Source organism: Herminiimonas sp. NPDC097707, from assembly GCF_044761395.1.
GTDB lineage: Bacteria > Pseudomonadota > Gammaproteobacteria > Burkholderiales > Burkholderiaceae_D > Oxalicibacterium.
The window spans coordinates 2,021,140-2,041,556 of sequence record NZ_JBIWCI010000001.1; the positions used below are offsets into that span (position 1 = coordinate 2,021,140).

Annotated in this window: 23 protein-coding genes; 9 read left to right on the plus strand and 14 right to left on the minus strand. The window is 54.8% G+C overall.

Features of this window, described 5'->3' with window-relative positions; genetic code table 11:
• Positions 1 to 68 precede the first annotated feature (68 nt).
• From pth to ACIQW9_RS09755, 4 genes are all read left to right on the plus strand, one after another.
• Entirely contained in the window at positions 69 to 659 is a 591-nt protein-coding gene (pth, locus tag ACIQW9_RS09740) for an aminoacyl-tRNA hydrolase (RefSeq protein WP_402335999.1), read from the plus strand.
• A gap of 140 nt (positions 660 to 799) precedes the next feature.
• Positions 800 to 1,891 (plus strand): redox-regulated ATPase YchF, encoded by a 1,092-nt coding sequence (ychF, locus tag ACIQW9_RS09745; protein WP_402336002.1) that lies wholly within the window; start codon positions 800 to 802, stop codon positions 1,889 to 1,891.
• 93 nt (positions 1,892 to 1,984) lie between these two features.
• Positions 1,985 to 2,845, plus strand: a complete 861-nt coding sequence (locus ACIQW9_RS09750) for an MOSC domain-containing protein (RefSeq protein ID WP_402336005.1) — start codon at positions 1,985 to 1,987, stop codon at positions 2,843 to 2,845.
• Between the two features lie 176 nt (positions 2,846 to 3,021).
• Entirely contained in the window at positions 3,022 to 4,110 is a 1,089-nt protein-coding gene (locus ACIQW9_RS09755; protein ID WP_402336008.1) for a DUF484 family protein, read from the plus strand.
• Between the two features lie 75 nt (positions 4,111 to 4,185).
• Here ACIQW9_RS09755 and ACIQW9_RS09760 read toward each other — a convergent pair whose 3' ends face one another.
• The 5 genes from ACIQW9_RS09760 to ACIQW9_RS09780 form a co-directional block, all read right to left on the minus strand.
• Positions 4,186 to 4,449, minus strand: a complete 264-nt coding sequence (locus tag ACIQW9_RS09760) for a YfhL family 4Fe-4S dicluster ferredoxin (RefSeq protein WP_353154917.1) — start codon at positions 4,447 to 4,449, stop codon at positions 4,186 to 4,188.
• Positions 4,450 to 4,604: 155 nt separating this feature from the next.
• On the minus strand, positions 4,605 to 5,096 hold the full coding sequence (gene coaD, locus ACIQW9_RS09765; RefSeq protein WP_011872270.1) for a pantetheine-phosphate adenylyltransferase: 492 nt from the start codon (positions 5,094 to 5,096) through the stop codon (positions 4,605 to 4,607).
• A gap of 143 nt (positions 5,097 to 5,239) precedes the next feature.
• The gene (gene rsmD / locus ACIQW9_RS09770) at positions 5,240 to 5,893 is read right to left on the minus strand and encodes a 16S rRNA (guanine(966)-N(2))-methyltransferase RsmD (RefSeq protein ID WP_402336010.1); all 654 of its coding nucleotides are present in this window, start codon (positions 5,891 to 5,893) and stop codon (positions 5,240 to 5,242) included.
• Positions 5,894 to 5,983: 90 nt separating this feature from the next.
• Positions 5,984 to 7,306, minus strand: coding sequence for a M16 family metallopeptidase (locus ACIQW9_RS09775; protein ID WP_402336013.1), 1,323 nt, complete (start codon positions 7,304 to 7,306; stop codon positions 5,984 to 5,986).
• A 57-nt stretch (positions 7,307 to 7,363) separates the two neighbouring features.
• On the minus strand, positions 7,364 to 8,734 hold the full coding sequence (locus ACIQW9_RS09780; protein ID WP_402336016.1) for a M16 family metallopeptidase: 1,371 nt from the start codon (positions 8,732 to 8,734) through the stop codon (positions 7,364 to 7,366).
• Between the two features lie 91 nt (positions 8,735 to 8,825).
• Here ACIQW9_RS09780 and ftsY point away from each other — a divergent pair, with 91 nt between their 5' ends.
• The 4 genes from ftsY (at position 8,826) to rpoH (ending at position 12,746) form a co-directional block, all read left to right on the plus strand.
• Positions 8,826 to 9,872 carry a signal recognition particle-docking protein FtsY gene (gene ftsY / locus ACIQW9_RS09785; RefSeq protein ID WP_402337976.1) on the plus strand — a complete coding sequence of 349 codons (1,047 nt, stop codon included), beginning with the start codon at positions 8,826 to 8,828 and terminating at the stop codon, positions 9,870 to 9,872.
• Positions 9,873 to 9,881: 9 nt separating this feature from the next.
• Complete coding sequence (locus tag ACIQW9_RS09790) at positions 9,882 to 10,565, plus strand: cell division ATP-binding protein FtsE (RefSeq protein ID WP_402336019.1); 684 nt, start codon at positions 9,882 to 9,884, stop codon at positions 10,563 to 10,565.
• Positions 10,562 to 11,488: a permease-like cell division protein FtsX gene (ftsX, locus tag ACIQW9_RS09795; protein ID WP_402336021.1), complete on the plus strand. Its 927-nt coding sequence runs from the start codon at positions 10,562 to 10,564 to the stop codon at positions 11,486 to 11,488. The genes ACIQW9_RS09790 and ftsX overlap by 4 nt, the downstream gene beginning before the upstream one ends.
• 361 nt (positions 11,489 to 11,849) lie before the next feature.
• On the plus strand, positions 11,850 to 12,746 hold the full coding sequence (gene rpoH, locus ACIQW9_RS09800; protein ID WP_402336024.1) for an RNA polymerase sigma factor RpoH: 897 nt from the start codon (positions 11,850 to 11,852) through the stop codon (positions 12,744 to 12,746).
• Between the two features lie 59 nt (positions 12,747 to 12,805).
• On the opposite strand, the gene ACIQW9_RS09805 is transcribed toward rpoH, so the two are convergent.
• The 5 genes from ACIQW9_RS09805 to ACIQW9_RS09825 are packed head-to-tail and all read right to left on the minus strand — an operon-like array spanning position 12,806 to position 16,711.
• Positions 12,806 to 13,393, minus strand: a complete 588-nt coding sequence (locus tag ACIQW9_RS09805) for an SCO family protein (protein WP_402336027.1) — start codon at positions 13,391 to 13,393, stop codon at positions 12,806 to 12,808.
• A 5-nt stretch (positions 13,394 to 13,398) separates the two neighbouring features.
• Positions 13,399 to 14,283, minus strand: coding sequence for a heme o synthase (cyoE, locus tag ACIQW9_RS09810; RefSeq protein ID WP_402336030.1), 885 nt, complete (start codon positions 14,281 to 14,283; stop codon positions 13,399 to 13,401).
• The gene (locus ACIQW9_RS09815) at positions 14,280 to 15,419 is read right to left on the minus strand and encodes a heme A synthase (protein ID WP_402336032.1); all 1,140 of its coding nucleotides are present in this window, start codon (positions 15,417 to 15,419) and stop codon (positions 14,280 to 14,282) included. The genes cyoE and ACIQW9_RS09815 overlap by 4 nt, the downstream gene beginning before the upstream one ends.
• A gap of 7 nt (positions 15,420 to 15,426) precedes the next feature.
• Entirely contained in the window at positions 15,427 to 16,011 is a 585-nt protein-coding gene (locus ACIQW9_RS09820; protein WP_402336035.1) for an SCO family protein, read from the minus strand.
• A complete protein-coding gene (locus ACIQW9_RS09825) occupies positions 15,998 to 16,711 on the minus strand; it encodes an SURF1 family protein (RefSeq protein WP_402336038.1) in 714 nt (237 codons plus the stop codon). Before ACIQW9_RS09825 ends, ACIQW9_RS09820 begins: the two co-directional genes overlap by 14 nt.
• Positions 16,712 to 16,777: 66 nt before the next feature.
• On the opposite strand from ACIQW9_RS09825, the gene ACIQW9_RS09830 reads away from it, so the two are divergent.
• On the plus strand, positions 16,778 to 16,978 hold the full coding sequence (locus tag ACIQW9_RS09830; protein WP_041322694.1) for a twin transmembrane helix small protein: 201 nt from the start codon (positions 16,778 to 16,780) through the stop codon (positions 16,976 to 16,978).
• A gap of 117 nt (positions 16,979 to 17,095) precedes the next feature.
• Here the strand turns inward: ACIQW9_RS09830 and ACIQW9_RS09835 are convergent, their stop codons facing one another.
• The 4 genes from ACIQW9_RS09835 to ctaD all read right to left on the minus strand — a co-directional run bounded on the left by ACIQW9_RS09835 (position 17,096) and on the right by ctaD (position 20,399).
• Entirely contained in the window at positions 17,096 to 17,956 is an 861-nt protein-coding gene (locus tag ACIQW9_RS09835) for a cytochrome c oxidase subunit 3 (protein WP_402336041.1), read from the minus strand.
• Between the two features lie 121 nt (positions 17,957 to 18,077).
• The gene (locus tag ACIQW9_RS09840; protein WP_402336044.1) at positions 18,078 to 18,656 is read right to left on the minus strand and encodes a cytochrome c oxidase assembly protein; all 579 of its coding nucleotides are present in this window, start codon (positions 18,654 to 18,656) and stop codon (positions 18,078 to 18,080) included.
• A 6-nt stretch (positions 18,657 to 18,662) separates the two neighbouring features.
• On the minus strand, positions 18,663 to 18,797 hold the full coding sequence (locus ACIQW9_RS09845) for a cytochrome oxidase small assembly protein (RefSeq protein WP_402336047.1): 135 nt from the start codon (positions 18,795 to 18,797) through the stop codon (positions 18,663 to 18,665).
• Positions 18,798 to 20,399, minus strand: coding sequence for a cytochrome c oxidase subunit I (gene ctaD, locus ACIQW9_RS09850; RefSeq protein ID WP_402336050.1), 1,602 nt, complete (start codon positions 20,397 to 20,399; stop codon positions 18,798 to 18,800).
• Positions 20,400 to 20,417 lie beyond the last annotated feature (18 nt).

Below are 20,417 nucleotides of genomic sequence, written 5' to 3' on the forward strand. Positions count from 1 at the left end.
TTTATGATGGGACTGAACACAAGACGGTTTCATCCCCGATAATCAGGTTTTCCAATTTTCACGACGCCATGCCTATTCGCCTTATCGTCGGCCTCGGCAATCCCGGCCAGGAATACGAACAAACTCGCCATAACGCCGGCTTCTGGCTGGTCGATGAACTTGCGCGCGCGACGCCGCGCTGCACCCTGTCGCGCGAATCCAAATACAGTGCGCTCGCGGCGAAAACCACGATCGCCGGACAGGAAGTCTGGTTGCTGGAACCACAAACCTTCATGAATCGCTCCGGACAATCGGTGGGAACACTGGCGCGTTTCTACAAAATCCTGCCGGACGAAATTCTGGTTGCGCATGATGAACTGGACCTGCCGCCCGGCATCGCCAAACTGAAAAAAGGCGGCTCATCCGGCGGCCACAATGGCTTGAAAGACATCACCGCCGCGCTTGGCACACAGGATTACTGGCGCCTGCGCATAGGCATAGGCCATCCGCGCACATTGAACCTGAATCAGGCAGTCGTCGATTTTGTGCTGCACCGACCACGCAAGGAAGAGCAACCGCTGATCGATGAGGCGATTGCCAAAAGTCTTTCGATCATTCCCCTGCTATGTGAAGGCAACTTCAATGCGGCGGCCATGAAGCTGCACACGGTCGAAAAATAAAGCGTAAATCGGCAGCAAATCCGCACCTCGGAATCCGGTCAATTGCACACAGCCTCAAGTAGTCGTCCGCCAAACGCGGCAGACTCCTCTCGCTACGGTAAAATAGCGGGTTAATTCATCTCTCAGCAAAGCACAACATCATGAGTCTCAAATGCGGCATCGTCGGCCTGCCTAACGTCGGCAAATCCACCCTCTTCAATGCGCTCACGAAAGCCGGCATCCCTGCTGAGAACTATCCGTTCTGCACGATCGAGCCGAATGTCGGCATGGTCGAAGTACCGGACCCGCGTTTGCAGGCGCTGGCAGAAATCGTCAAGCCTGAACGCATCCTGCCGGCCACGGTTGAATTCGTCGATATCGCCGGTCTGGTTGCTGGTGCCTCCAAAGGTGAAGGTCTGGGTAACCAGTTCCTCGCGCACATCCGCGAAACCGACGCCATCGTCAACGTGGTGCGCTGCTTTGAAGACGACAATGTGATCCACGTCGCCGGCAAGATCAACCCGCTCGACGATATCGAAGTGATCCAGACCGAACTCGCGCTGGCCGATATGGGCACCGTCGAAAAAGCCATTCATCGCGAAAACAAGAAAGCCCGTTCCGGCGACAAGGACGCGACCAAGCTGGTCGAGATCCTGGAACGCATCATGCCGCATCTGAACGAAGCCAAACCGGTACGCGCAATGGGCCTCGACAAGGAAGAGATGGAACTGATCAAGCCGCTGTGCCTGATCACTGCCAAACCTGCGATGTATGTCGGCAACGTATCCGATACCGGCTTCACCAATAATCCGTTGCTGGATCAATTGACCGCGTATGCCAAATCGCAAAACGCACCTGTCGTTGCCATCTGCGCTGCCATCGAATCCGAAATCGCCGAACTGGAAGACGCCGATAAAAAAGAATTCCTCGCCGACATGGGCATGGATGAACCAGGCCTGGATCGCTTGATCCGCGCCGGTTTCTCATTGCTCGGTTTGCAAAGCTACTTCACCGCCGGCGTAAAGGAAGTACGCGCATGGACGATTCCAGTCGGCGCCACCGGCCCGCAAGCGGCAGGCGTGATCCATACCGATTTCGAACGTGGTTATATCCGCGCGCAAACCATTGCGTATGAAGATTTCATCAAGTTCAAAGGCGAGCAAGGCGCGAAAGAAGCCGGCAAGATGCGCGCCGAGGGCAAGGAATACATCGTCAAGGATGGCGACGTGCTGAATTTCCTGTTCAACGTTTAATACCCGGTCCGATTCCGTTTGAATTGTTTGCCCGGCCAGGTGATTTTCATTCTCGCCTGACCGGCGTTGCACATTTACGTATCCTATTACGCCATGCCTATCCTGACCGAACTCAATCTGTACCCGATCAAATCCTGCGCCGGCATTTCGCTGCGCGAAGCAACGCTCACGCCGGCCGGTTTGATGAGCGAACATATCTATGATCGCGAGTGGATGGTGGTGGATGAAAACGGCGACGCACTGACGCAACGCGAATATCCGAAAATGGCCTTGATCGTACCGCGCATCCGTATCGATACACTGGAACTGCGCGCGCCCGGCATGTTGCGCCTGGAAATTCCGCTGGGCCTGCCCGATCCCGATGATGAAAAACGCATACGCGTTCAGGTATGGGACGATCAGGTCGAAGCCTACGATTGCGACGATACGAGCGCGCGCTGGTTTTCCAATGCGCTGGGCGTCACCTGCCGGCTGGTGCGTTTTCACCCTGACGCCAAACGAAGCGCGAGCAAGCAATGGACAGATGGGCTCGACGTACCGGCCCTGTTTTCCGACGGCTTCCCGATGTTGATAATCGGTACCGGATCGCTGGCCGATTTGAATGAAAAACTGGTGGCGCAAGGACGTTCGGCATTGCCGATGAATCGCTTTCGCCCCAGCATGGTATTCGGCGATATAGCTCCGTTTGAAGAAGATTTTGCCAAGCAATACAAGCTGGGCGAAGCAAGCTTGAAGCCGGTCAAGCCCTGCCCACGCTGCCCGATACCATCCATCGATCAAGCTACTGGCGAAATCGGTCCCGACCCACTGGATATCCTGCGCACTTATCGCGTCGATCCAAAAATTGACGACGGCATCGCCTTCGGCATGAATACCATCCTGCTCACTGGCGCAGGACAAGTTGTGCGCGTAGGACAGAATGTGGATATGGAACTGGATTTTTCAGCTGCCTGACTCAGCTGTTACGTGTGCATGCCGGCTCAGCGTTCTGCACACTCAGCACAATCCAGGCTAGTCTGGACAGGCATAAAAATTGCCATGCAGAAAGCATCAGCGTAATATTCAGCACTTCGCAGTACTTCGCACTTTTTACTGCCGCACTCGCTGCCTACGCCGCCCACCCTGATGCCATGACGAATACGCCAACTACCGAAAATTCGCAGTTGCGCAGTCAATTGAAATTGCTGCTGGAGCAGGCACATCGCAATCAGCAGATCATGCAGCGCTATCAGGAATTCGACCTGAAGTTCATCGGCGCCAATACGTTCCAGGAATTGATCGATAGCGTATTCGATACCTTGACCGAAGCATCCGAGCTCGATGTCGTCACACTAGCGCTAATCGATCCCGATGCCGAAATTCGCCGCATCCTGACCGATTTGCGCATCGACGTCAGCGATTATCCCAATCTGATTTTCATTGAAGAGAGCATCAATGAAATGGCGTATCCGGCACGCAAGGCATCGCTGGGCACGTACCACAGCACCCAACATCGCCAGTTGTTCCCCGACACGGTATTAAGGCCCAACAGCGTCGCCGTACTGCCCTTGATACGACGCAATGCATTGATAGGCTGGCTCAGTCTGGGCAGTCTGGACGCAACGCGCTTCACTTCCGGCATGGCGAGCGATTTTCTGCAGCACCGCGCATCCATCGTTGCGATCTGCGTTGAGAACGTCATCAACAACGAGCGCCTGCAACATATAGGACTGACCGATCCGCTGACCGGCGTCAACAACCGCCGCTACGTCGAACGGCGCCTGCTGGAAGAAGTTGGACGCACGCAGCGGCACGGCTATGCCTTGTCCGCCATGTACATCGATCTGGATTTCTTCAAGAAGGTAAATGACAATTACGGCCATCAGGGCGGCGACGAAGTGTTGCGCGAAGTCGCGGCGCGCATCAAGGCAGAATTGCGCCTGAGCGATGCGTTGGGCCGTTTCGGCGGCGAAGAATTTGTTGTCTTGCTGATCGATGCTTCGCTGGATGCAGCCGTTGCCGTTGCAGAGCGCATACGCGCGAGTATCTGCAACCAAGCGATTGCACTCACGACTGGTGGAAACCTGCACGCTACCGTTTCAATCGGCGTGTCTACTCTCAAGGCAATCAGCCGCAAGGAAGACACTGCGGCAGCGGCGCAACAATTCTTGGCGAAGGCAGATCAGGCTTTATATCTGGCCAAGCAAGGCGGCAGAAACAAGGTCGTCAGCGCAGAATAATTGCCAGGCAAAATCAAAATACGCATGCAATAAAAAAAGGACCATCACTGATCCCTTGTTTATTACTACCGACATTCATGACACGGCTTTGAGTTCTGCCTGCAGCCTTTCATATTTGGCTTGCAGCTCTTCCCTGCTTTCGCGCCATGCCGGATTGAATGGAATGCATTCGACCGGACACACCTGCTGGCATTGCGGCTCATCAAAATGACCCACGCACTCGGTACATTTGGCCGGATCTATCTCGTAGATTTCCTGTCCCATGTAAATCGCATCGTTCGGACACTCCGGCTCGCATACGTCGCAATTGATACATTCGTCCGTGATCAGCAGAGCCATGATGCATCTCTCTGAACAAACGAATAAGCGGCATCAGGACGAATACAGCGAGCGCTTGCAAACGCTCGCTGCGATGACCGGCACAAGGCAGTGCCTTGTGAAATCCCGTTCAACGTGTCCGCGATCAGCAGTGCCATGACAATCTCAATTCCAGTCTATCCCTGCTCTTGCGCAGCGATTTTTTCCTTCAGCCATTTGTCGACTGAAGGGAAAACAAACTTCGATACATCGCCGCCCAGCGCGGCAATCTCACGAACTATCGTACCAGAGATGAACTGATACTGATCGGAGGGGGTCAGGAACAGCGTTTCCACGTCCGGCAGCAAATAGCGGTTCATGCCGGCCATCTGGAATTCGTATTCGAAATCGGATACCGCACGCAAACCGCGCACAATCACGCGCGCATCGTGCCTGCGTACGAAATCCTTCAGCAAGCCGGAAAAACTTTCGACGTGCACATTGGGATAATGACCCAGCACTTCATTGGAAATCGTCAGACGTTCTTCCAGTGAAAAGAATGGTTTTTTGTTCTTGCTATCGGCAACACCGACGATCAATTTATCGAACAGGCCGGATGCACGACGCACCAGATCTTCATGACCGCGCGTAAGTGGATCGAATGTTCCTGGATAGATGGCTGTGACCATTTTTGCTCCGTAGGGTGGCTAAGTGTCAGCTCGCGGAAAAAACACGCAGCGCATGCGCCGGATGAGGCAAGGTTGGTATTTTGCTTCCTGTTCCTGCATAGCGCAGCATGACACTATGGGCACCGCAAATAACTGAAAACGCATTATGCCTGAACTTCAGGTAGTTTTTTCGCTTGCAGAAGATGGTAAAAAACCAAGCCGGCATTATCGGCCCGCACAACTTCCCAACCCTGCAGCCAGTCTGGCGGCGTATCGGACACCAGAGAGACTTCGGATTCGATATAAATCAAGCCATCGACGGCCAGCAAAGGTGCGCAGGCCGGTAATATTTTGGCAAGCCAATTCTGGTGATACGGCGGATCGAGAAAAATAAGATTGAAGCCCGTCGCCGCACGCGCCTGCATGCCCTGCGTTGTCGACAAGGCATCGCCACGCACAATGCTGACCTGCCCGGCTTGCAACTTTTCTTTCGTTGCTTCCAGTTGCCGCACTGCCGGCGTATGCATTTCCACCATCACGACCTGCGCGGCGCCGCGACTGGCTGCCTCAAACCCCAGCACACCGGTGCCTGCAAACAGATCCAGACATTTCATCCGGCTCCATCCGCCATCGATCAAATGGTTGATCCAGTTGAATACCGTTTCACGTACGCGATCCGGCGTCGGTCGCAAGCCTTCTACATCCAGCACCACCAGCGGTGTGCGCTTCCACTGCCCTCCTATGATGCGCACCTGATGCGTCATCTTCGGACGCGGTGTGCGCTTGGCTGCGGGCTTGGTGTTCGGCTTTTTTGACATGAGTAGCTTGCGATTGAGTGATGCGCGGGAAAGTGTGCGCAGCGTGGATTGTAATGACTACGCAGCACGCATGCCAGCACACCGTGCAATCTATAGCCCGCCACCGACAATCACTGTGGAAAATTTATCGAGTTGCAGCTTGCGATTGAATGCCGCCTTGACTTGCGCTGCCGTCACGGCGGCAATCTTGGCGTTCCAGGTATCCAGATAATCCAGCGGCAACTGGTAAAACCCGATGGCGGCAATATTTTCCAGTATCTTGCGATTGCTATCGATACGCAGTGCAAAGCTGCCGGTCAGATTATCCTTGGCCGCTTTCAATTCTGCTGCGCTTGGACCCTCGCGCAAATAATCGGCCAGCGTATCGCGCGTTACCTTGAGCGCTTCCCCGGCCTGCTCCTTTTTCGTTTGCAAACCGATCTGGAACGGCCCGGCCTGCGCCATCGGATTGAAGTAGCTGCTGATGCCATAGGTCAAGCCGCGTTTTTCGCGCACTTGCTGCATCAGGCGCGAAGCAAAGCCGCCGCCGCCCAATACATAATTGCCGACTGTCAGCGCAAAGTGATCAGGATCATGCCGCGCCAGCGCCGGCATGCCGAGCAGAATATGCGCCTGCGTCGCCTGATGCGGAATCCGCTCCTCCCTGCCCTGTGCCGCCGGCACCGCAGGCAGATCCGGCAGTGCGGCACCTTGCGGCAGTCGCTGCGTCAATTGCAGTGCGATCCGGTCCGCATCGGCACGCGTGATGTCGCCTATCAAGGCCACCACGGCGCGATTGGCCACGTAATGCGCAGCGTGAAAGGCCAGCAAGTCATCGCGTGTAATGGCCGTGATCGATTCCACTGTCGGCTGCGCACCGTACGGATGAGCGCCATACAGCAAACGCGCAAAGGCTTTGTCGGCGATGGCTTCCGGCTGCGTCAGGCTTTCCTTGATAGCGGCAACTGTACGCGCCTTGTCGCGCGCCAGAAATTCTTGCGGAAAGCTCGGCTGCGCCAGCAGGCGCGCCAGCAAGGCAAGCGCCGTCTCGCGCTCGCTCACCAGTGTCCTCAAAGTAATGCCGGAACGATCGTCATCGAGACGGGCGCCGCGTTGCGCCGCCACATCGGCAAACGCATCCGAAATCTGCGCCTCGCTCATGGCTGCTTCGCTTGCGTTTTCGGTTTGTGTCGTGTGCGCGCGCAGCCCGCGTGCCAGCATCGCATTCGTCAACGCTGCAGTACCTGATTTTCCGACCGGATCACGGCGCGAACCGGCATCGAAATCGACACTGACATCGAGAATCGGGATCGTGTGATTTTCCACAAACAAGACGCGCACACCATTACTCAAGGTCCACGACTGGATCTGCAATGCAGCCTGAGAAATACTGCATGCGGCGCACAGCGTGAGGCCGACTATCAATTTAAACATGAGAACTCCGAAAACGCGGGTTGTATTCAAGAACAGCGCACAGCAGGGCCGGCAGCATCAACGCAGAGGGCCGGCCGGCGGCGATGCCGGTTTTTTGTCGGTAACAGGCAAAGGCAGCAGTGTGGCGACGGTCAATGCATCGTCGCCGAAATACTTCTGCGCCACGGCTTGCACTTGCTGCGGCGTCACCGCGCGCAAGCGCTCAATAATCAGATCGATATCCTTGTACGACAGGCCGGACATTTCCATCGAACCGATTTCCATTGCCTGCCCGAACACCGAATCGCGCTTGTAAATCTGACTGGCGATCAATTGCGTTTTCACGCGCTTCAATTCGGTTTCGGATACGCCTTCGGTGGCAATACGGGTAAGCTCTGCGCGCAAATATTTTTCAAGTTGCTCGGTCGTCGTGCCGGCGGCAGGCACGCCATCCAGAAAAAACATGACCGGGCCGCGCGCAATACCCGAATACGAAGCGCCCACTTCATTCGCTACGCGGTCGGTACGCACCAGTTTTGCCGCCAGTCTGGCATTGTCGTAACCATCGAGCACAGCTGACAGTACATCCAGTGCAAACGCATCATCATCCCTGGCGATATCGCGCAGAGCCGGCACCTTGAAGGCCAGCACGACGTAGGGATTTTCTGCTGGCGCCTTGACGGTCACCCGTTTGATGCCCAACTGCGGCGGTTCATTCTGCGGCCGTGTACGCGTCAATGTTTTCTGCGGATAGCGACCGAAATATTTTTCGGCCAGCGCGTGCACCTGCCTGGCATTGACATCGCCGGAGACCACCATCGTCGCATTGTTCGGCGCGTACCAGGCGTCATGCCAGGCCTTCACATCGTCTACGGTCATGTGCTGCAAATCGTCCATCCAGCCGATGACCGGATTGCGATACGGATGCGCAGCATAGGCTGTCGCCGCCAATGCTTCCTGCACCATCGCAATCGGCTGATCGTCGGTACGCAAACGGCGCTCTTCCATGATGACGCGAATTTCCTTGGCAAATTCCGCCTTGTTGAATTGCAGATTGACCATGCGATCGGCCTCCAGCGCCATCACCGCTTCCAGTTTCGATTTTTCGATTTGCTGGAAATAGGCGGTGTAATCCCTGCTGGTAAATGCGTTTTCACGCCCGCCCAACTGGGCGACGCGCTTGCTGAATTCGCCCGGCTTCAGCTTTTTCGTCCCCTTGAACATCATGTGTTCCAGTGCATGCGCCGTTCCGGTAGTACCGTTGCGCTCATCCACCGAGCCGGTTCGATACCAGATCATGTGCGCCACCGTCGGTGCGCGATGATCTTCGTTGACGATAATCTTCATGCCGTTTTTCAGCGTGAATTCCTCAGTTTGCGCCGCGCCGGCGAAGGTCGGGGCCAAAATTATGGCTGCTGCCATCAGCATTGTTCTGATACTCAATTTCATGACCTTCGCTCTGATAGAATACGTCGATTGTATCCGCTCGCCTGCAACATACCGGCAAGCGCCTGTGACCGCTGTTCTGACCCCATTCCCGATGTTTAGTTTCTTCAAGAAAAAAACGCAAGAACCTGCCCCTCTGGCGACGTCGCCTGCGACGCCCGCTCCCGCACCGGAAATACCGGTCGTTTCTGCTCCGCAGGAGACGCAAACGGAAATCGTTGCTGCCGTCACGCCAGCCGAGCAAAAGCAATCGTGGATGGCGCGACTGAAGGTCGGACTTTCCAAAACATCATCCAATCTGACGACCTTGTTCGTCGGCGCAAAAATTGACGAGGATCTGTACGAAGAGCTGGAATCGGCACTGCTGATGTCCGATGCCGGCGTCGATGCCACGCAATTCCTGCTCAACGAATTGAAACGCAAGGTCAAAAATGAAAAACTGACCGAGGCTGCACAGGTCAAAACCGCATTGCGCAGCCTGCTGCTTGAGATGCTGACGCCTCTGCAAAAACCGCTGGTACTTGGACAGCACCAGCCGCTGGTGATGATGATCACCGGCGTCAACGGCGCCGGCAAAACCACCACCATAGGCAAGCTCGCCAAGCATTTGCAGGCGCACCATCAATCTGTTTTGCTGGCCGCCGGCGACACCTTCCGCGCCGCTGCACGCGAGCAGCTGACGGTGTGGGGAGAGCGCAATAACGTCACGGTGATTGCACAGGAATCGGGCGATCCAGCCGCCGTTGCCTTCGATGCCGTCCATTCGGCGCAGGCACGCGGCACCAATGTCGTGATGGTCGATACCGCCGGGCGCCTGCCTACGCAATTGCATTTGATGGAAGAACTGAAGAAAATCAAACGCGTGATTGCCAAGGGCATGTCGTCCGCACCGCATGAAATTTTGTTGATCATAGACGGCAACACGGGACAAAATGCGCTCACGCAAGTCAAGGCTTTCGATGACGCATTGGGTCTGACCGGGCTGGTCGTGACCAAACTCGACGGCACTGCGAAAGGCGGCGTCCTGGCCGCAATCGCGCGCGCGCGGCCGATCCCGGTCTACTTCATCGGCGTCGGCGAGCAGATCGAAGATCTGCAGCCGTTCAATGCACAGGAATTTGTTGAAGCACTATTGGGTTAATCGATATCGATGATTGAATTTCGCCAGGTTTCGAAAAAGTACGCACAGAACGTCACTGCACTGTCCGACATTACGCTATCGGTCGACAAGGGCGAACTGGTATTTCTGGCTGGCCCTTCCGGCGCCGGCAAATCCACACTGCTGAAAATGATTGCCGCGATAGAAAGACCGAGCGCAGGTACGGTCATTGTCAGCGGCCATGATATTGGCCGCATCAAAAATTCCGGCCTGCCCTATTTACGGCGCAATCTCGGCTTGATTTTCCAGCAGCAGCGTCTGCTGTCGGATCGCAGCGTATTGGCAAACGTCATGCTGCCGCTGATCGTCTGCGGCGCCGCGCGCTCCGATGCCGAACGGCGCGCACGTGCAGCACTGGACAAGGTCGGCCTGCTCGACAAGGCCGCATCTGCACCGCAAACGCTATCCGGCGGCGAACAGCAACGGGTATCGATAGCGCGCGCCATCGTCAATCGCCCGCAAATCATCCTGGCCGACGAACCTACCGCCAATCTGGACCGTGAAAGTGCCAACAAGGTGCTCGATGCACTGAAAGCCTTTCACGCGGTTGGCGTGACCTGCCTCATTTCCACTCATGACGAACAATTCCTCGATACGGCAACCCGCGTGATTTATCTCGATCATGGCAAGATCATCGAAAGCTGGCGCAGAACCACTCCACAGGTGCCGGCATGAATAGCTGGTTCAGACAGCATCGCTTCGCGCTGGGCGATGCATTTCGCCATCTGTTCAAGACGCCTGGCAACTTCCTGTTGAACGTGCTGGTGGTATCGATTGCGCTGGCCCTGCCGTTTGCAGGTCTGACCCTGCTGGAAAACGTCCGGCCTGTTTCAGAGCAACTGGCGGTGGAGCCGGAAATCAGCGTCTTCATGCAAATGGATGCATCGCGCGAACGCGCAACGGCCCTCGCGCCGGAAATCAGGCGCATCGCACAGGAAGCCAAACATCCGGTCAAACTGGAATTCATCCCGCGCGAAAAAGCGCTGAATACGCTGAAAGATAAAACCGGCCTCGAAGACGCCATCGCCACTCTCGGGAGCAACCCCCTGCCGGATGCTTATGTCGTCAAAATGACCGGTTTCCAGAACGACGGTGACGCCGGAAAAATAAAGACCATTACCGGAAAATTGCAGGCATTGAATGGGGTCGAATATGTACAGATCGATTCCGCCTGGGTTGAACGTCTGGCGGCATTATTGCAAGTGATGCGTCTGATTCTGCTCTTCCTCGGTGCAACTCTGGGCGTGGTCGTGGTTGCCGTAGTGTTCAATACGATACGATTGCAAGTCATGACGCAACGCGAAGAAATCGAAGTCTCGCGTCTGGTCGGTGCCACCGATGCGTTCATATGCCGGCCTTTTTATTACACCGGCGCATTACTTGGACTGATTGCAGGCGCGGTCGCGCTGCTCGCCGTCGCCGTCGCCTTGAACCCGCTCAACACCGCCATCGCCGACTTCGCTCGCCTCTATGCATCCGAATTCCGGCTGATGCCGCTGAATACCGGTACAACGCTGCTCATGCTCGCTGCCAGTGCTTTCCTCGGCCTGCTCGGAGCATTGCTATCGGTACAACGCCATTTGGCTCGCCTTGCATAAGAACGGCAACTGGCTTGTTGCCTTGCGGAATTGAATTTTTTATTTAATGTAAGCACGCACTAGCGGAAAATCGTTGAAAAATCATCAATAACGGCACGGTTCTTTCTACGCTGCCGCATAGCTGGCTCAAGAAATTCACAAATCTTTACCTGAAAAGTTGGCTGCCGGACGCAACTTCAGGCACGAATCAGGCTCTAAATCCCTGAAGCAAGTACAATTATTATTTAAAATGCAATAGTGTATGGCTATGATCTTGGTATAAAACCCTCATTAGCACTCATTCCAGGAGAGTGCTAAGATAGGTGGTGTAAACGATTTAGAACGCAAGCAATTCGATTCTGGATAAAAGCAAGGAGAACGCATGAAAGCCACATCTGCATCAACCGCAATGATTTCACCAAGCAACATAATGTCCTTGGGATTTTCTGGCGCGCTGGGCAATATTGACGCTTACATCTCGGCAGTCAATCGTCTGCCTATGCTGACACACGAAGAAGAAATATCATTGGCAAAACGCCTGCGCGACGACAATGATCTGGCCGCAGCGCAAAAGCTCGTCCTGTCCCATTTGCGTCTGGTCGTATCGATTGCGCGTGGTTACTTGGGTTATGGCTTGCCTCACGCAGATTTGATTCAGGAAGGCAATATCGGCTTGATGAAAGCCGTCAAACGCTTCGATCCGGATCAAGGCGTACGTCTGGTGTCGTATTCGATGCACTGGATCAAGGCTGAAATGCATGAATACATTTTGAAAAACTGGCGCCTGGTGAAAGTGGCGACGACGAAAGCGCAACGCAAATTGTTCTTCAATCTGCGCAGCCACAAAACAGGCCTGGATGCCATGACGCCCGATCAAGTCGAAGCACTGGCGAAAACCCTGAACGTCAAACGCGAAGAAGTCATCGAGATGGAAACGCGTTTGTCCGGCCGGGATATCGCGCTGGAAGCGCCGACCGACGATGAAGACGACAAGTTTGCACCAATCGCCTACCTATCGTCCGATTTGCAGGAGCCAACCAGGGTTCTGGAATCGCAGCGCTACGATCGCCTGCAAACCGAAGGCTTGTCGAGTGCACTGGGGAAACTCGATCCACGCTCACGCCGCATTGTGGAAGCACGCTGGCTGGCGAACGACGATGGTTCCGGTGCCACCTTGCACGAACTGGCAAGTGAATTCGGCGTTTCAGCCGAGCGCATCCGTCAGATCGAAACCGTGGCATTGAAGAAGATGAAAGGTTCGCTGGCTGCTTTCGCATGATCCAGCAGCAATGAACAAAAAAGGCGCTCAATCGAGCGCCTTTTTTTATGCTTGCATGCTTACTCGGCCAGCAGGATTTTCACATCATGCACGATCGGTTCCGTGCCCTGTCCGTGTCGAATGAACAAACGTATCCGGCCTTGCGTATCGAACACATAACTGCCTGCCGTATGGTCGATGGTATAGCTGCCCGGCGTTTTACCCGGCACTTTCTGATAAAACACCTTGAATTCCTTGGCGGTTTTTTCAGTCTCTGCCAGATCGCCGCGCAAACCGAGGAAACGCGGATCGAAGGCAGGCACATACTGCTTCAGCAATTCTGCCGTATCGCGTTCCGGGTCCACCGTGACAAACAGAACCTGCACCTTGTCGGCATCCGGTCCCAGCGCCGTCATGACATTAGCCATTTCCAGCATGGTGGTCGGGCATACATCGGGGCATTGCGTAAAACCAAAAAACACAACGACTGCCTTGCCCTTGAAATCCGCCAGAGTACGCAGCCTGCCATTATGGTCGGGCAAGGAAAAATCCTTGCCGTAGGCCAGTCCGGTTACATCGGTATTGGTGAAAGCAACTGGCGCCTTGCCGCTGCAGGCGCTTAAGCCCAGTACGACAACGCACATGGTCAGCAGGAAACGTAAACGCATTTTTTTCAAAACCTCAAATAGTGATCGACCAGCAAGGCGGCAAACAACAGCGACAGGTAGACAATCGAATAGGTAAACATCTTGCGCGCGATCATGTCCGTGTAGTGGCGATACACCTGCCACGCGTACCACATGAAAATGATATCGAGCACCGCTGCCGCGACCAGGTAGATCAGGCCACTCATGCCAACGGCAAACGGCAGCATCGTGGTGGCGACCAGCGCAATCGTGTACAGCCAGATATGGAATTGCGTGAAGGCCGTGCCATGCGTGATCGGCAGCATCGGCAAACCGGACTTTGCATATTCATCACGGCGATACAATGCCAGCGCCCAGAAATGCGGAGGAGTCCAGATGAAGATGATCAAAACCAGGATCCATGCCTGCATAGGCAAATCGTTTGCCACCGCAGCCCAGCCCAGAGCCGGCGGCATCGCACCGGACAAACCGCCAATCACGATGTTTTGCGGTGTGGCGGGTTTCAGAATGATGGTGTAAATCACCGCATAACCGACAAAGGTGGCAAAGGTCAGCCACATCGTCAGCGGATTGACGAAGTTGTACAGCACCCACATGCCGGCGCCGCCGATCACGCCGGAAAACACCAGCGTCTGCGGTACGGTAATTTCACCTTGCGCCATCGGACGTCGTGCCGTGCGTGCCATGCGTGAATCTATTTCGCGTTCGACCAGGCAATTGATCGCAAATGCAGCGCCGGCAAGCAGCCAGATGCCAGCTGTGGCAGCGATGACGATTTTCCAGTCCGGCAAGTCCGGGGTTGCCAGAAACATGCCGATCACGGCGCAAAAAACTGCCAGCTGCGTCACACGCGGCTTGGTCAGTGCCCAGTATTGGGCGATGCGATTGGAAGAGACTATCAAGGTTGTCATGCTTTATCTTTTGATGCTGCCGATGAGCGCAAATCAATCTGATAGGGCTCACGATTTTGCCCGCTTGGGCTCGGGATTCTAGCTTTGTAGTTTAACATGACCAGCAGCAGCACAAGTAAAGCCGCGCAACCATTATGCGCAACAGCAAGTGCGAGCGGCCACTTCAATGAAACGGTGGCAATACCGATCACGATTTGCAAGACCAGCGCAGCCAGCACACCGCGTGCCGTGGTGCGCAAACCAGGAATCGACAAGGCTTTCCATGCTGTCCAGCCGAGCACCGCCACCACCACGAGCGCAAACATTCTGTGCGTCCAGTGAATCGCCGTCAGCGCGTCGAAGGGAAGATAATCGCCGCCAGCAGTCTTGCCGAGCTCACGCCACAACGTGAAACCATGTTCAAAATCCATCTGCGGCACCAGCGCACCATGACAGAGCGGAAAATCGCTGCAAGCCAACGCGGCATAATTGGTGCTGACCCAGCCACCCAGCGCGATCTGCACGCTCAACAACACCAATGCAATCAGAGCCGGCCTACGCAAGGTCAACGCGCGCGCATCGACGAATGGATGATCCTTCTGCCGCGCGCCCACCCAGGTCAGCATGCCGAGCAAAGCCATGCCGAGCAAAAGATGTATCGTGACAATAATAGGCTGCAGCTTCATGGTCACGGTCCAGGCACCGAACGCGCCTTGCACACAGACAAAGAACAGCAGCAGCATCGGGTAACGCGGCGAAAAACGCGTGAGCGTACGGCCGCTTTGCAACCAGAAGCGCCATGCAATCACCACAATGGCGATGATCAGTACGCCTATGCCCATCGCAAGATAGCGATGAATCATTTCGACCCAGGCTTTCATGACAGTCACAGGGCCGTCCGGCATCAGAGCTTCGGCAGCACGTATATGCTCCAGCGCCTGCAAGGGATTGGCATGGCCGTAACAGCCTGGCCAGTCGGGGCAACCCAGCCCGGAATCCGTCAGCCGCGTGAAGGCGCCGAACATGATCACGTCAAAGGTAAGGAACATCGTCACCCATACCAGCTTGCGATATTTGTTCGGATCGCGGGAAGACCAGACGATCACGAATGCCAGCAAGGCGACGAACAGTCCCTTGCTGGCAAGTTGAAACAGCATGCCGGAATCAGCCAATTGAAGAGGCTTTCAATAGTTTGACGATATCTTTCTTGATCTTGTTCGGATCGGCATCTTTCGGGAAACGCATCATCAGATTGCCCAGCGGATCGATCATGTAAATGTGATCTGTCATGGTGCTGCCCTCTTCCACCGGCAACCATGCGCGCACGGCCTCCGGTTTGACGCGCAACATATGGGTGCCATCGAACTCGCGCATCAATATCGTATCCAGTGGCTTGTCGTCGGTAATTAGCCAGACGCGTTCGATACGTTCCATTTCCTTGCCTTGCGCGAGGCGCAGCTGGCGCATGTCATGCAATTTTTTTTCGCATGCTGCCGGGCATTCTCCGCCATCGACCTGCAACATGATCCACTTGCCCTGATAGGCATCCAGCGCTACCGGCTTGCCGTCGAGGGCCCGTGTGCCAAGTTCGGGAATCGGGTAATTGCGCGGATCGATGAAAGCGCCGTAATTGGTGCGGCTTTGCGGCTTGATCACGTAGTAAGTCAGATACGACAGAATGATAGGCGATGCACATGCAAGAATAACCAGAAATAATTTCCAGCGCCCTTTGTGTTTATTTTGTTCCACGTCGAATTCCTGTCACAACAAAAAAAATGAATGCCATTGCAGCCAATGCGTACCACTGGAACGCATAACCGCGATGTTTGTCCACACCGTTGGACGGCTGCGGCCAATCGCGCACCAGGCCATCGTGTGTATCGGATAACTGCTCAAGAAAAATCGGCTGCATTGCCAGTTTGCTGCTTGCCGTAAAGCTGGCGATATCGAGATTTTGCACGATTGCGTGTGCTTGCGGCGCATCCAGCACCCCCAGCTGCATCACGGCTCCTATCGAGCGATGCGCCGTACCCTCGATTTCAATCTCGCCTTCCGGCGTCACGATGGCCGGAAGCTTGGTGCGGTCCGCCGGGTTGCGCGGTATCCAGCCGCGTGCAACCAGCACGTGCAGATTGCTGGCCGCAATTTTAAATGGCATCAGCAAATAAAACCCGGCGACGCCATTGTGCGGACGATTGTCCAGATAGACAGGCCAATCGCGCAGAAACTCTCCCTTGACCAGAACACGGCGGTATTCCAGCTCCTCCGGGCTCAGCAGCAAGGGCCCCAGCCGTATTGCCGGCGCGGCCTGCCTTTCCTGCAACTGCGCCGCTATCGTCAGCTTTTCGACTGCCCGCCGCGTCTGCCATTGTCCCAACGACAAACCTATTGCCACTGCAATCGCCGCAGCAACAAATGGAATGAGCCTAAACCGGAAGGTGATTCGCATTACAATATCACTTCACTCAATACACACTGCGTTAGCCAGGCTGATGCCATTCCCGAACTGCCCGCCATGAAAATCGTTGTCGCCATTGCTTTTATCCTGATTCTCGGCAGCCTTGGATCAGCCCTGTTCTTTCTAATGAAAGACAAAGGGAAAAGCGACCGTACCGTCAAGGCGCTGGCAATGCGCGTCGGTTTTTCGATCACCCTCTTTATCCTGGTGCTCGTTGCATACAAGTTGGGTTACATTCAGCCAACCGGCATACGCTGATTTCCGCACAAAGCGATTCCGACTTTTGCATGGTGCACAACACATCTTTGCAATCGTAAAAAAGCCGCACCGAAGTGCGGCTTTTTTATTTGTCTCGCCAATGACTGCAAGCGCAAATTACAACCAGTAGACAACCACGTACAAACCGAGCCAGACCACGTCGACAAAGTGCCAGTACCAGGCCGCGCCTTCAAACGCGAAATGGTTGTCGGCAGTAAAGTGACCTTTCATGACACGGTACAACACGACGCTCAGCATGATCGCACCCAGAGTCACGTGGAAACCATGGAAGCCGGTCAACAGGAAGAAAGTCGAACCATAGACACCGGATGTCAGCTTCAAGTTCAGGTCGCTGTAAGCGTGCATGTATTCATACACCTGAAAACCCATGAAGACCGCACCCAGCAGCACCGTTGCTGCCAGCCAAAAGGCTGTCTTGCCGCGATGATTTTCGCGCAGGGCATGGTGCGAGAGCGTCAAGGTCACGCCAGAGGTCAGCAACAATGCAGTATTAATGGTTGGAATCCAGAATGGCCCCATGGTCGTGAACGCTTCCACCGTACCGGCAGGACCGACATTACCCCAATGTGCGGCAAAATCAGGCCACAGAATCTTGTGATCCAGATCGCCGAGCCACGGCATGCTGATGCTGCGCGCATAAAACAAGGCGCCGAAGAATGCACCAAAGAACATGATTTCGGAAAAGATAAACCAGCTCATGCTCCAGCGGTAGGACGCATCGATGCGCTTGTTATACATGCCGCTTTCGGACTCACCGATCGCATCGCCAAACCATTTGTACAGCACGAAGAGAAAGCCCAGCAGGCCTGCCCAGGTAAGATACGAGCCCCAGCTGGCGTCATTGACCCAGGCGGATGCGCCCAGCATCAGTGCGAGTAGCGACATACCCGCCGCCGCCGGCCATCTGGACGGGCCAGGCACGAAATAATAGGGCGCATTCGCGTGTTGAGCACTCATCTCCATCTCCCAATACAAAATTCAAATAGTTACGATGCAACGGCAACTGCGACTCAAGGTCACAAGCACCACAATAAAAATCCCATTTCGACTTCGCCTGATACGCTATGCCGATATTTCATTATCCTGCTGTTGCCGGCGTCACCGTCGCCTGTTTTTCAGGCTTGGCAACTTCAAAGAAAGTATAGGACAAGGTAATCGTCTTTACATCCCTGGGTAAGGCCGGATCCAGGTAAAACACTACCGGCATCTGCTTGGCCTGATTCGGCCCCAGCGTTTCCTGCTGAAAACAGAAGCATTCCACTTTCTTGAAATGCGCGGCGGCCTGCTGCGGTGCATAACTTGGGATTGCCTGTGCTTCCACACTGCGCGCCTGCGTATTCACTACCTCGTACAACACCTGGCTCATTTCGCCCGGATGTACCTGCATGCTGTTTACCGTCGGACGAAACCGGAATGGCCCCGTCGTATTCGCATCAAACTCAACCGTAATGGTTCTGCTCTTGTCGATTTGCGAATTATCAATCGGCTTTACCTTCATCTCTTGCGAGGTCAGGATATTGACGCCGGTCAGTTCGCAAATCTGTTTATAGATCGGCACCAGCAAATAACCGAAACCAAACATCATCACCGCAATCACGGCCAGCTTGCCGAACATACGGCCATTCAACTTGCCAGTCGATTCTGTCTGATTTTCCATCTCGTCCTAACTAAACCACAAGCGCTTTGCGATCACGCTCAGCATGAAACCCGCTGCGATGACAGCCAGAATAAGGCCGGTACGCAAATTACGCTTTTTTTGATCCGTCATATGAAGGCGGGCTTGCGCCCGCCACTCCATTTATTTAACAGTCGGTGGTGTTTCAAACGTGTGGAACGGCGCCGGGCTAGGCACAGTCCATTCCAAACCTTCTGCACCATCCCAAGGTTTGGCAGCAGCTGGTGTGCCGCCGCGAATCGATGGGATCACCACTGCGAACAGGAAATACACCTGCATCAGGCCGAAACCAAGACCGCCGATCGATGCGATCACGTTGAAGTCGGTGAACTGCGCCGGATAATCAGCATAACGACGCGGCATACCTGCCAATCCCAGGAAGTGCATAGGGAAGAAGGTGATGTTAAACAGGATCAGCGAACCCCAGAAATGGATCTTGCCGCGGGTTTCGTTGTACATGAAACCAGTCCACTTCGGACCCCAGTAGTAGAAACCGGCGAACAGGGCGAACAGGGAACCAGCCACCAGCACATAGTGGAAGTGGGCAACCACGTAGTAGGTATCCTGCAACTGGATGTCGATCGGTGTTACCGCCAGAATCAGGCCGGTAAAGCCGCCGATGGTAAACACGAAGATGAAGCCGATTGCAAACAGCATAGGCGTCTCGAATGTCATCGAGCCTTTCCACATCGTTGCAACCCAGTTGAAAATCTTCACGCCGGTCGGCACAGCAATCAACATCGTTGCATACATGAAGAACAGCTGTGCTGTCACCGGCATGCCGGTGGTGAACATGTGATGCGCCCACACCATGAAGGACAGAATCGCGATCGAAGCGGTTGCATACACCATCGATGCATAGCCGAACAATTGCTTGCGAGCGAATGCAGGAATGATATGCGACACGATACCGAACGCAGGCAGAATCATGATGTACACCTCTGGATGTCCGAAGAACCAGAAGATGTGTTGATACATGACTGGATCACCGCCGCCAGCCGCATTAAAGAACGAGGTGCCGAAGTGACGATCGGTCAATGTCATCGTGATCGCGCCAGCCAACACAGGCATCACAGCGATCAGCAGATAAGCAGTAATCAGCCAGGTCCAGCAAAACATCGGCATCTTCATCAGGGTCATGCCAGGAGCGCGCATGTTCAGGACGGTGACGATAATGTTGATCGAGCCCATGATCGACGATGCGCCCATGATATGCAGGGCAAAAATCGCCATGTCCATACCTGGTCCCATTTGGGTCGACAGCGGTGCGTACAGCGTCCAGCCGGCAGCAGTCGCGCCACCAGGTACGAAAAATGACACAACCAACAATACAGCAGCAGGCGGCAACAGCCAGAACGAGAAGTTGTTCATGCGCGCAAACGCCATATCCGACGCGCCGATTTGCAACGGGATCATCCAGTTGGCGAAACCGACGAAGGCCGGCATGATCGCGCCGAACACCATCATGATGCCGTGCATCGTGGTCAGCTGATTGAAGAACTCAGGCTGCATCAATTGCAAACCAGGCTGGAACAGTTCTGCGCGAATCAGCATCGCCAGGAAACCGCCGGACAGCAGCATGGTGAAAGCGAACCACAGGTAAAGCGTACCAATATCCTTGTGGTTCGTCGCATATACCCAACGACGCCAGCCATGCGGATGATCGTGCGCATGGTCGTGGTCGTGCGAGTGATCGTGTGCGTGATCGACTGCGGTTGTGCTCATCTCAATCTCCTGATTCAA